This window comes from Bryocella sp. (genome assembly GCF_058498515.1).
Genome location: NZ_JBMHYI010000005.1, coordinates 34,956 through 45,900, shown reverse-complemented (window position 1 = coordinate 45,900; position 10,945 = coordinate 34,956). Strand labels below are relative to the sequence as shown.

At 61.7% G+C, this 10,945-nt stretch carries 10 protein-coding genes; 7 read left to right on the top strand and 3 right to left on the bottom strand.

What is annotated here, in order from left to right; all coding sequences use genetic code 11:
- Nucleotides 1–33: 33 nt before the first annotated feature.
- A complete protein-coding gene (locus AC5E6W_RS01195; protein WP_491750428.1) occupies nucleotides 34–882 on the top strand; it encodes a sugar phosphate isomerase/epimerase family protein in 849 nt (282 codons plus the stop codon).
- Between the two features lie 4 nt (nucleotides 883–886).
- Here AC5E6W_RS01195 and AC5E6W_RS01190 read toward each other — a convergent pair whose 3' ends face one another.
- Nucleotides 887–1,657, bottom strand: coding sequence for an AraC family transcriptional regulator (locus tag AC5E6W_RS01190; protein ID WP_491750427.1), 771 nt, complete (start codon nucleotides 1,655–1,657; stop codon nucleotides 887–889).
- 72 nt (nucleotides 1,658–1,729) lie between these two features.
- Here AC5E6W_RS01190 and AC5E6W_RS01185 point away from each other — a divergent pair, with 72 nt between their 5' ends.
- The 4 genes from AC5E6W_RS01185 to AC5E6W_RS01170 all read left to right on the top strand — a co-directional run bounded on the left by AC5E6W_RS01185 (nucleotide 1,730) and on the right by AC5E6W_RS01170 (nucleotide 8,611).
- The gene (locus AC5E6W_RS01185; RefSeq protein ID WP_491750426.1) at nucleotides 1,730–2,590 is read left to right on the top strand and encodes a phytanoyl-CoA dioxygenase family protein; all 861 of its coding nucleotides are present in this window, start codon (nucleotides 1,730–1,732) and stop codon (nucleotides 2,588–2,590) included.
- A gap of 140 nt (nucleotides 2,591–2,730) precedes the next feature.
- Nucleotides 2,731–4,104 (top strand): MFS transporter, encoded by a 1,374-nt coding sequence (locus tag AC5E6W_RS01180; RefSeq protein WP_491750425.1) that lies wholly within the window; start codon nucleotides 2,731–2,733, stop codon nucleotides 4,102–4,104.
- Nucleotides 4,101–6,593 carry a glycoside hydrolase family 31 protein gene (locus AC5E6W_RS01175; RefSeq protein ID WP_491750424.1) on the top strand — a complete coding sequence of 831 codons (2,493 nt, stop codon included), beginning with the start codon at nucleotides 4,101–4,103 and terminating at the stop codon, nucleotides 6,591–6,593. The genes AC5E6W_RS01180 and AC5E6W_RS01175 overlap by 4 nt, the downstream gene beginning before the upstream one ends.
- A complete protein-coding gene (locus tag AC5E6W_RS01170) occupies nucleotides 6,590–8,611 on the top strand; it encodes a right-handed parallel beta-helix repeat-containing protein (protein WP_491750423.1) in 2,022 nt (673 codons plus the stop codon). Before AC5E6W_RS01175 ends, AC5E6W_RS01170 begins: the two co-directional genes overlap by 4 nt.
- A 22-nt stretch (nucleotides 8,612–8,633) precedes the next feature.
- On the opposite strand, the gene AC5E6W_RS01165 is transcribed toward AC5E6W_RS01170, so the two are convergent.
- Nucleotides 8,634–9,050: a hypothetical protein gene (locus tag AC5E6W_RS01165; protein WP_491750422.1), complete on the bottom strand. Its 417-nt coding sequence runs from the start codon at nucleotides 9,048–9,050 to the stop codon at nucleotides 8,634–8,636.
- Between the two features lie 187 nt (nucleotides 9,051–9,237).
- Here AC5E6W_RS01165 and AC5E6W_RS01160 point away from each other — a divergent pair, with 187 nt between their 5' ends.
- Complete coding sequence (locus AC5E6W_RS01160) at nucleotides 9,238–10,071, top strand: methyltransferase, TIGR04325 family (RefSeq protein WP_491750421.1); 834 nt, start codon at nucleotides 9,238–9,240, stop codon at nucleotides 10,069–10,071.
- A gap of 16 nt (nucleotides 10,072–10,087) precedes the next feature.
- Here AC5E6W_RS01160 and AC5E6W_RS01155 read toward each other — a convergent pair whose 3' ends face one another.
- Nucleotides 10,088–10,306, bottom strand: coding sequence for a hypothetical protein (locus tag AC5E6W_RS01155; protein WP_491750420.1), 219 nt, complete (start codon nucleotides 10,304–10,306; stop codon nucleotides 10,088–10,090).
- A 170-nt stretch (nucleotides 10,307–10,476) separates the two neighbouring features.
- Between AC5E6W_RS01155 and AC5E6W_RS01150 the strand changes: the two genes are divergently transcribed.
- Entirely contained in the window at nucleotides 10,477–10,941 is a 465-nt protein-coding gene (locus AC5E6W_RS01150) for a cupin domain-containing protein (protein ID WP_491750419.1), read from the top strand.
- Nucleotides 10,942–10,945: the final 4 nt, after the last annotated feature.

Genomic DNA, 10,945 nt, shown 5'->3' with positions numbered 1-10,945 from the left:
AGGACGGCACTGTGGACAGAAGAACGAGGGTAGATGAAGACGATTGCCAACCTGTGGACCTTGATGGGGCATCCTGCATTGCAGAGTGAGTGGAGCCTGGAGCGCAAGCTTGACGCGATGGTGGAAGCGGGCTTCGATGGCGTCTGCTGGGGGCCCAGCGACGAGCTGACGCGCGGCGCCGAAGCTCGCGGATTGCTCTTCGTTGGGGGCATGGCATCGGGAGACGCAGCAGCGTTCCCTTCGATCGTCGACGACCTCAAGCGATCTGGGACGGTCGACGTCAACGTGCAGCTCGCGCATGACGAAACGTCTGCGGAGGAGGCGCTGCAGCTCACACTCCGGCTGATGGAACTTGCGCACCCACTGGGCCTTCGACCTGCCATCGAGACGCATCGCGGCACCTGCACCGAGACCCCGGAGAAGATGTATGCTCTGGCCGATGCCTACGAACGCGCCACTGGGGAGCAGCTCGACATCTCGTGGGACTTCTCGCATTTTGCTGTCGTGAAACATCTGCTCCCGCAGGATTTCGAGCGCCGTCTGTTGGTGCGACCGGATCTGATTCAGCGTGGTGTGCAGTTCCACTTCCGCCCGTTCAACGGCCACCATGTGCAGGTGCCAATCACGCGGCCTGATGGCACTCTGACCGCCGAGGCCGAGGCCTGGCGGCCGTTTGGCAAGGCCGTGATGCGCCTCTGGTTTGAGGGCAATCGCGACACGGGTCGCGAGATGATGATCTGTCCTGAACTCGGGCCTGTCGAAGGCGGCTATGCGCTGGAGAGCTTCCCGAATAGCTGGGAGGATGCGAAGCGTCTGCGCAAAGAGATCATACGCATGTGGGATGAAGTCGCCGCAGAGGACGTCACGAAGAGCGCAGTCTAGCGCCTCATTCGAGGTCGCGGCGATAGTCGCGCGGCGAGCGTCCCATGATGCGCGTGAAGACGCGATGGAACTGCGGGTAGCTGCCAAAGCCCGCGCTCAGCGCGGCGTCGAGCATGGAGACGCGACGGCCTGCGCCATAGAGTTCCAGGAAGCGATCGAGCCGCACGCGATTGCGGAAGTCGGTCAGCGCGTAGCCTGTCTGCGCCTTGAAGAGACGGCTGAGCCGAGGGGCGCTGAGGCCGCTGCGCTTGGCGATGCGGGGCAGTGAAGCCGTCTCGGGATCTTCGCGCAGCAGCTTGGCCGCACGTTCCACGGCGGGATGCAGATCATGGGTCACCACGCCTGTGGCCCGCTCAAAGGCCTGCCACGCGGACAGCATCGCGTAGCGCAGGCCCGCATTCAGCAGATCGGGGCGCGCCTGAATTGCGCTAAGCTCGCGCAGCAGAATCTCCATGCGCTGCAGATCGTCGGCTGTCAGGCGGCGGCAGGGGTCTACCTCAAGGTCGTTTTGCAGCAGCTTCTGAGAGGCTTCACTTGTCGCCGCCGCGCGGATGGACTTGCGCCGGAAGACGGCGATCCACATGGAAAAGTCGGCACTTTGCTCGAAAAGCACGTGCTCCTGCGCGGGGAAGAGCCAGATGAGGTCGCCGCGCCGGATGCGGAACCTGCGCGCGCCAAGGAAGTACGTTCCGGAGCCCCGGGTGACCAGGTTCAGCTCCAGCTCCGCGTGCGTGTGGCGTTGATTGGCGCTCGCAGCATGGGCATAGCGCCACAAGGCGCCTTCCTGATCGACCGGCAAATGGAGACGAGTACGCACGACAAAAAACGATAACAAGTCGACAGGAAAATGAGAAGCCCATCCTATGCAGAGGCGCATAAAGTTGCGGGCATGATCATCACCGACCAGCAGCGTGCTCTGTACAAGGAAGAGGGCTACATGATTCTGCCGGGAGTCATCCCGCCAGACATGCTCGCCATGCTTCGCGAGGAGTGCTCCTACTACCTCGGCTACTATGACTCGATCATGGACTCCAAGGGTGTGCAGACGGAGAACATCAGCCATCGCGGCAAGCGGTACTTCATCAACAACCGCTATCGTTTGAGCAACCGGCTATGGAAGTTTGTCTTCAGCGACCTGATGGCCGAGGTGGCGCGCGCCACCGTTGGCGACGAGGCCTATCTCTTCCACGAGCAGTGGGTGGTGAAGGGCGCGGAGCAGGGCATGAAGTTTGCCTGGCATCAGGATTCTGGCTACGTGAAGTGGTACAACCCTGCCACGGAGCACAAGCCCTACGTCACCTGCTGGTGCACGCTGGACGACGTGAGCGAAGAGAACGGCACGGTGTATCTGCTGCCGCATTCGCGCGCGAACACCAAGAACCAGATCATCAACCACACCAAGGAAGATGGCACCAACGATCTGATTGGCTATACCGGCAGCGATCCTGGCGATCCCGTGATCGTGCCTGCGGGGAGCATCGTGGCCTTCGACAGCTTCGTCTTCCATCGCAGCGGACCGAACACCACGGAGCGCATGCGCCGCATCTATCTGCCGCAGTATTCGGCTGCGCCCATCGATCGCCCCGACGGCAAGCCATGGGCGATGGCGACGCCGTTTGTGCACGAAGGGAAAAACATCTACAACCACGAACTCGACAAGCCAGAGAGCTTCGGGCCCTTCCCCGACAAGGCGAAGGAAGCAGCGTAAAGGATTCCCGGGCGCTTCAGGCGGGCGACACCGTCGTCTGCCCGAAGCGCCTCTTTTTGTGCAGGACGTCCACTACTTGCCGAACGTGCCTTGCACGCTGGCACAATACTCGAGACGCACACCGGGAGCGTCCAGCAGTGATGCAGCGCGGATTGATGAAGACGCGGCTCAGTTACACCGCCAGCGAGGTGGGCGGGCAACTCGTCTTCTGCGTCATCTCGTTTTATCTCCTCAAATTCTATACCGATGTCTACGGCATCTCGACCGCGGCAGCCGGCGGGATCCTGCTCGTGGCGCGCTGCATCGATGCCATCGATGCCCCGGTGTGGGGTGTGATCTTCGATAGGACCGCGAGCCGCTGGGGCAAGAGCCGTCCGTGGTTCCTTTGGCTCTGCGTGCCGTATGCCATCACCGGCGTGCTCACGTTCACGAGTTTGCCCCTCGGTCCCACGGCGAAGGTTGTCTACGCGCTCTGCACGTACGTGAGTTGCAGCATTCTGTACACGGGCATCAACACGCCGGTGACGTCGATCCTTGCGTCGCTCACCACATCCGGCGAAGAACGCATGACGCTGACGACCTTCCGCATGATCGGGTCCAAGGGCGGCGTGCTCTTCGTCAACCTCACGCTGCTCAAGGCGGTCGAGTGGTTCGGTCACGGCAATGCGCAGCGCGGCTTCATGATCGCGGTTCCACTCTATGCGTGTGGGACCGTTGCGATGTATGTCATCGCCTTCCGCAACCTGCGGGAGATCGTCGAGAGCGAACGCGTGCGCGTGCCGTTTCGCACCAGCCTGCGGGCTCTGCGTGGCAACCGTCCGTGGCTGATTATCTTTATGAGCAGCCTGCTGTTCTGGATCGCATTTACCGCACGCATTGCCGCGGCTCCCTATTTCTTCGAGTATGTGATGGGCAACGCCGCGATGACCTCCATCGCAGATAGCCTCGATGTGGTCTCACTCGCGAGCATCCTCATGCTGCCCTGGCTCTGCCGTTCGACCTCCAAGCGCACGGTGTGGGCCGTCAGCCTTGCATGGTCCGTTGTGGGTCAGGTCGTGATGGGCTTCGGTGTGCGCTCGCACTCGATGCCGGTTGTGCTCACTGGGTGGATTCTGGGCTTTCTCGCCTGCGGCATCGCGATGGCGATTCCGTTCTCGATCCTCGCGGACAGTGTGGACTTTGGAGAGTGGAAGAGTGGCGTGCGAGCCACGGGACTTCTCACCGCGGTTGGCGCGGCCTTTTGTCTCAAAGCCGGAAGCGGGCTCGGCGGCGCGCTGCCGGCGTGGATCATGGCCCACTTCCGCTACGTCCCGAACGTAACGCAGAGCACACGATCGCTACTGGGCATCAACGTCAGCTTCGTGTGGCTGCCTGCGGTCTGCTACGCGCTGGCGATCCTGCCAGTGCTCTTCTATGCTCGCTATGAGCGCATGGAGCCGGAGATTCAGAGCGAGCTCGCGCGGCGGCGCGAGACCGCAGTTGCCCTCGCTGCAGAGATGAGCGCGAGCGTATGAGCACGACGACGGCAGGCTCGATCCAACCTCGGCTCATCGATGGCGCTGTTGAGTTCGATGTAGAACTCACGCGCGTTCGTGTCGGCTTTGTGCAGCCGGCGGTGGTGCGAGTTACCTGCACGCAGCGAAACCATTGGCTGGACAAGCCCAGCCGCATCGTCGTCGCGCGTGCGTGGTGCAACTTCGAAGTGACCGAGACGGCTGACTCATATCAGCTCTCAACCGCAGCGATGCGTGTCGTGATCGATCGTGCGAGTGGAGCGATGCGTTTTGAGCTTGTCGACGGGACTCTGCTGCTCGAGGAGCCGACATCGGCGCGTGAACTTACCGAGAAGCCGGTATACCGCAACCTTTATGAGCCGGACGCGAAGGTTGCCTTTGCGCAGAGCGTGGATGGCACGCGCGCCGTTGCTGCTCCCAAGGAACAAAGGCTCGACCGGATGGCGTATGGGGCTTCGCTTCGCCTGTGCTTCGCCGACGATGAGGCCATCTATGGCCTGGGCTCGCATGAGGAAGGTTATGGCAACCTGCGAGGCCACACGCGCGAGCTTTATCAGCAGAACATGAAGGCTGTCGTGCCGATGCTGGTTTCGACGCGTGGCTATGGCGTGCTGATGGACTGTGGTTCGCTCATGCTCTTTCATGACGGCTCGCTTGGCGCAGAGTGGTGGGCCGATGTTGTCGATGAACTCGATTACTACGTGCTTGGCGGTGGCAGCTTCGATGCGGTGACCCGCAGTTACTTCGCGCTCACGGGGCCTGCGCCGATGTTGCCCAAGTGGGCGCTGGGCTATGTGCAGTCGAAGGAACGCTACGTTACCGGCGAGGAGATGCTCGATGTCGTGCGCGAGTATCGACGTCGCAAGATTCCGCTGGATGGCATCGTGCTCGATTGGAAATCCTGGCCCAATGGCGGCGCGTGGGGACAGAAGTCGCTGGATCCGCTCCGCTTCCCCACGCCCGAAGAGTTATCGCGCGAGCTGCACGCGCTCGGCGCGCATTGGATGACGTCGATCTGGCCGATTATGACCGGCGGCTGCGACAACCAGCGCGAGTTGCTCGAACACGGAAACATGCTGGGCAATCAATCGACGTACAACGCTTTTGATGGCGAGTCGCGTGAGCGTTACTGGCAGCAGGCGAAGCGCGGGCTCTTCGATCGCGGCGTCGATGCGTGGTGGTGCGACTGCACGGAGCCGTTCGAGGCGGACTGGGGTGGAGCGCAGAAGCCCGAGCCGGAAGAGCGGATGCGCATCAACACCGAAGCCGCGAAGCTGTATCTCGACGCGGGCGAAATTAATACGTACTCGCTCGAACACTCGCGTGGGATCTATGAGGGCCAGCGCGCTGCAACGAATGCGAAGCGCGTGCTCAACCTCACGCGCAGCTCGTATGCGGGGCAGCATCGCTACGGTACCGTGACCTGGAACGGCGACATCTGTGCTCGCTGGGATGTGCTGCGCGCGTGCATCGCTGAGGGTTGCCACTTCACGGCGAGCGGAGAGCCATACTGGACGGTCGACATTGGTGGCTTCTTCGTCGGATCGAACGCGGAGCTGTGGTTCTGGAAGGGCGATTACAACGCAGGCTGCCGCGGGCTCACGCCGATGGAGGCCCTCGAGCCCGATGCGAGCGACACGGGCTGCACCGACCTCGGCTATTGGGAGCTATATACGCGCTGGCTGCAGTATGCGACGTTCCTTCCGATGTTCCGCTCGCATGGCACGGATGCATCGCGTGAGATATGGCGCTTCGGTGATGAAGGCTCGTTGTTCTATGACACGATCGCGCGTTTCATCCGCTTGCGCTACGAGTTGATGCCGTATCTTTACTCGCTGATGGCGGAGGTGACACGGGAAGGCAGCATGATGATGCGGCCTCTTGGGCTCGCGTTTCCGAGCGATGTACGCACGCATGATGTTGCCGACCAGTTCTTCGTCGGGCACGAACTACTGGTTTGCCCGGTGACCACACCGATGTACTTTGAGGTGGACTCGCAAGCGATTCATGATGTGGCGCGATCACGGGTGGTCTATCTTCCCGCGGGTGCGGACTGGTATGACTTCTGGACGGAAGAGCGTTTCTCCGGTGGTGTGGCGATGGAAGCACCAGCGCCGCTCGAGATCCTTCCGGTATATATGCGTGCCGGTTCTATTCTTCCTATGACGGAGGCGATGCAATATGTCGATGAGCGGCCAAACGCGGGTTGGGAGATCCGTGTGTACACCGGCGCCGACGCGCGGTTTACGCTCTACGAGGATGCAGGCGATGGTTATGCGTATGAGCAGGGCGAGTCCGCCACGGTCGAGATGGTGTGGAGCGAAATGGATCACGCACTGACGATGGGCCCGCGCGAGGGCAGCTTCCCGGGCATGATGCAAGAGCGTGAGGTGAAGATGATCTTTATCGGACAGCAAGGCCGCACCGAGCAGGAGTTTACGTATCGCGGCGAAGAGATTTGCGCAAGAGCAGGAAAGGCAAGCGCATGAGTAAGTCGATGTGGATCTCCGCAGTGATGCTGGTGGCTGTGGGTGCAAGTGCGCTCGCTGAAGATACTCCGCCGATCAAGGCCAGGAAGTTCAAGCAGGGAATCGTCATCGTTGTCTCTCCGCAAGGCAATGACGCGGGCGATGGCTCGGTGGCGCATCCCTTCCGCACCCTGGAGCGTGCGCAGGCCGCGGTCCGCAACGTGAACGCGACCAGCGATGTAACGGTGCAGCTCGGTGACGGGATCTATCGGCTCGAGAAGCCGCTCGTCTTCCGCGCGGAAGATGGTGGCCGCAAGGAGCACCATGTGGCGTGGACGGCGATGGAGGGTACGAAGCCACAGCTCTCGGGTGCGATGCGGGTGGAGGGCTGGAAGCTCTCCGATGCGACGAAGGGTATTTATGTCGCCGATGTTCCTGCGGGCGTCGATGCAAGGCAGTTGTGGATTGACGGCAAGCTCGCGCACATGGGGCGGGTGGAGATTCCACGCAAGGCGCTTGAGTTTACAGAGAGTGGGCTCACGATCAAGGATCCGGCGTTTGCATACCTGCTGAAGACTGCGCATCCCGAGCGTATGGAGGTACGTGCGACGGGCTTCTTCACCGAACGCATCTCGCCTGTGGTAACCGTTGCGAATGGCGCCCTATTGATGAAGCAGCCCGCATGGGATAACAACCTGTGGGGCTATGACACGATCGAGAAGCCGTATCATCCGGAGCTCGCGCATCTGTACATCGCGAATGCGCTGGAGCTGGTGCGCGAGCCTGGCGATTGGTATCTCGATCCGGCGAAGGGCAAGCTCTATGTGAAGCCGCCTGCTGGTGCGGATGCCGCAACGATGGATGTCGAGCTTCCACGCCTCGCCGTGCTGGTTGCGATCGCGGGCACGCTGGATGCGCCGGTGGATGAACTTAGCTTCAGTGGCATCACGTTCGAACACACGACGTGGCTTGGACCTTCAGGTGACGATGGATATGCGAGTCAACAGAGCGGATCGTTCCTGGCGGGGCGCTCCGACAGCTTTCCTGCGGACCCGGTGAAGGCGTGCCCGCAGGGTTGCAAGGAGTTCGAGCGCAGGCGCAGCGAATGGAACCAGATGCCGGCGTCGATCGAGGTCGCCGCGGCGGAGCGCATCAGCTTCGACCGCGACACCTTCGCGCATCTCGGCCAGTATGCGCTTGGGATTGGCAACGACGCGGACGCCGTGCTTGGGGGCGTAGGGCTCGCAGCGGGTGATGTTCAGGTGCTGCGCTGCGAGTTCTTCGATGACGCCGGTGGCGCTGTGCTGGCCGGTGGCGTGCAGCGCGATGCGCACCATCCTCGCGATCCACGCATGACCAACCGCGCTCTGGTGCTGGCAAACAATCGCATCCACGACGTGAGCAAGGACTACGAGGACAACACGGCGATCCTGAGCACCTATGTCGAGGGTGCGGCGATCGTGCATAACGAACTCTGGACCTTGCCCTATGACGCGATCGACATTGGCTATGGCTGGGGCATCAACGATCCTGGAGGAAATGCCAACTACCGCTATCGCATGCAGGGGTATGACTATCCGCAGAACGTGGTCTATTCCACGCCGACGACGCACCATGATGTCGTGGTCGCAAGCAATCGCATCCATGATGCGAAGCGCCTCTTCCAGGATGGTGGTGCGATCTACAACCTCTCCGCGAGTGCGAACACGCTGATCACGGAGAACTACATCTACGACAACCACGGCCAGATCGGGCTCTATCTCGACGAAGGCTCGCATGGGATCACGGTGCGTCGCAACGTGGTGCAGGACCCGAAGTCTGAGTGGCTGAACGTGAATACGGTGAAGGCGTTCTATCCGCTGCGCGTCTCGACGGACAACACGGCCCTGAGCAACTGGCATGACGGTACGAAGATCGGCGGTATGTGGACGGACTACCAGAACGATCTCATCCTCGACGATCATCTGATCTCCGATGGCAAGTGGCCGTCAGAGGCACAGGATGTGATGAAGGCTTCGGGCGTCGAACCTGAACACTGATGGCGTGTGTCGGCTGAGTGAATCACTCAGCCGGCGAGCCATCCTCCCAGCCGCTTGCGGTCTTGTGCTTCTCGATTGCCTGCATGGATCGCGTGCGCGCGTGGCTGACCTGCGCCTCGCACTGTTGTGTCGAGTCTCCGCCGCGAGCAGTGATATGGCAGGCAGAGATGGCGAAGACGAGATCGTTGAGTGATTGCGCAACGTCGTTCTCGCGCTGGTCTTCAGCGAGAGCCTTCAAGCGGTCGTAGACCGTGTGCAGCTGTTGCATCTGTGCGCTGAACACAGAATCCTCGGCGTGGATCTGCACCGTATCGGCGGTGTCGATCACGTTCTCCGCGGCGGTGGCGAAGCTGTTGCGCAGCGGTCCGCGATGGAAGGGAACGTTCTGAGGAGCCAGCCAGAGTACTGCAACCAGGAGGAACAGGGGAATCGAGGTCATGAAACTTCCTTTTGCATGTTCGACGAACGGAACTTCGGGATATAACTCTTGTTATTGAGATGCGACGCGCCTGTTGCGGGTTGAGGCGAGCGGGCTGGAAGAGTTATCACCCCGCCCGCATCTCTTCGTTGTATAACAGCCATACCGTAAAGTGCTAAGTTGAGTTGACCAACGGGAGGGCAGGTAGATGGGGGCATGGAAGAGTCTGCGACGCAAGCAGGTGCGACATACCTCCCGCATATTACTTGCCGCGCAGAAGCGGCTGCCTGCGATGCGGCCTGTGTTGGGCTGGCTCGGCAACATCCGGGCGCTGGATGAGGCGTTGGTTGGCTATCGCCGTGGCTTTCTTACACGCGCTGCGGCGGAGTCGCGTGTGCGTCGCGAAGGATCCATCGGCCACCAGGATCCTCGGGCCATCGCGCTGCATCGCAGCTTTGAAGAGTCTCCACGGCCAAGCGATCACAACGCGATGGAGCAGCTGCGGCGTGTGCTTCCGGGCGTAAAGCGCGTCGTCGATATTGGCGGAAGCGTGGGCAACATCTACTACCTCTACTCGAGGCATATCGAGCTGCCCGGCGACCTGGAGTGGGTGGTGTGCGAGCTGGATGAGTCCGTCAAGCACGGTCGCAAACTCGCAGCTGACCGCGGTGCGACGCGCCTGCGTTTCGAGCATAGCCTGGAACGTTGCGGCCGCGCGGAGCTTGCGCTGTTCTCGGGCTCGCTGCACTACTTCGACGAGCCGGTGCCGCAGTTTCTGATGGCGCTCGGCGAACTGCCGCGCTATGTGCTCGTCAATCGTTCGCCCGTTGCGGAAGCGGAGCCGCTCTTCGCTGTGCAGGATGCCGGCCAGTGGCTTACCGCAGCCAAGGTGCTGCAGCGCAGTGCTCTGCTCACGGAGATGTCCGGCGCGGGCTACTCGCTGGCTGCGGAGTGGGCCTGCCCGGAGCTCAGCGTGCGCTTCCCGCTGCATCCGGGGCACTCGGCCGAGCAGTACAGCGGCTTTCTCTTCGCGCGCTCGTAAGATCCTGCTGCCCTGCCTAGGTGGCCTTGCGCTGGAAGGAAGTCTTGCGAGCTACGTTCGACTTCGCCTGGAAGTTGCCGCCGGAAGCCCCGCCTGCGGCCGGCTTCGCGCCCGCAGTCTTCTGCGCTGCTGCAAGCTTCTCGCGCATTGCCAGCAGCTTCTGCTCCTTCGGGCTTAGTCCGGTGGTGCGCTTGGGCGCCGGTGTGGAGTTGGTCGGAATATCGGTCTTCGCCATAACCCCGATTGTCGCACGTTGGCCCCGTTGAGGGCACTATGCCGGACGCCGCGCTGTGCTGGTACGGACGTTTACGAGTCTCGCGCTTCCATCGAAATCATGAGCGCCTCGTTATGTTCTAGTAGAGTTACCGGGACAACAAAAGACCTTACCCTTTCGCAGGAGGATGTATGGCACACGTAGTCAGGGCAGGGGAGAGCACGACAGGCGATCCCATACGGTTTATCGGCAAGTCCATGTATGTGAAGCAGCCCGAGATCGCGGGCGCTGCGTCCTTCAGCCTGATGGAGGATGCAACCCCCGCTGGGCAAGGGCCGCCACTCCATGAACACGCCTTCGAGGAGTGGTTCTACATCGTGGAAGGAACGTTTGCCTTCCAGGCTGCCGCGGAGCGGATGCAGGCCGGGCCAGGCGATCTCGTGTATGTGGAGCCGGGCATCTCGCACACGTTTCAGAACGTCGGGAACACGATGGGGCGCATGCTGATCCTGGCGCGTCCCGGAGGTGTGGAGCGTTACTTCGCCGAGCTCGCCGCGCTGCGCATGGACGATCCCGGGAGCGTCCATGCGTTGGCCGAGATCGGGGCACGGTACGGCGTTCGCGTCACCGGTTCGCCACTGGCCGCCCGGAGTTAGGCAA

Coding starts and splice junctions, on each gene's coding strand:
- AC5E6W_RS01195 (WP_491750428.1), top strand. CDS start 34: ATGAAGACGATTGCCAACCTGTGGACCTTGATGGGGCATCCTGCATTG.
- AC5E6W_RS01185 (WP_491750426.1), top strand. CDS start 1,730: ATGAGAAGCCCATCCTATGCAGAGGCGCATAAAGTTGCGGGCATGATC.
- AC5E6W_RS01180 (WP_491750425.1), top strand. CDS start 2,731: ATGCAGCGCGGATTGATGAAGACGCGGCTCAGTTACACCGCCAGCGAG.
- AC5E6W_RS01175 (WP_491750424.1), top strand. CDS start 4,101: ATGAGCACGACGACGGCAGGCTCGATCCAACCTCGGCTCATCGATGGC.
- AC5E6W_RS01170 (WP_491750423.1), top strand. CDS start 6,590: ATGAGTAAGTCGATGTGGATCTCCGCAGTGATGCTGGTGGCTGTGGGT.
- AC5E6W_RS01165 (WP_491750422.1), bottom strand. CDS start 9,050: ATGACCTCGATTCCCCTGTTCCTCCTGGTTGCAGTACTCTGGCTGGCT.
- AC5E6W_RS01160 (WP_491750421.1), top strand. CDS start 9,238: ATGGGGGCATGGAAGAGTCTGCGACGCAAGCAGGTGCGACATACCTCC.
- AC5E6W_RS01155 (WP_491750420.1), bottom strand. CDS start 10,306: ATGGCGAAGACCGATATTCCGACCAACTCCACACCGGCGCCCAAGCGC.
- AC5E6W_RS01150 (WP_491750419.1), top strand. CDS start 10,477: ATGGCACACGTAGTCAGGGCAGGGGAGAGCACGACAGGCGATCCCATA.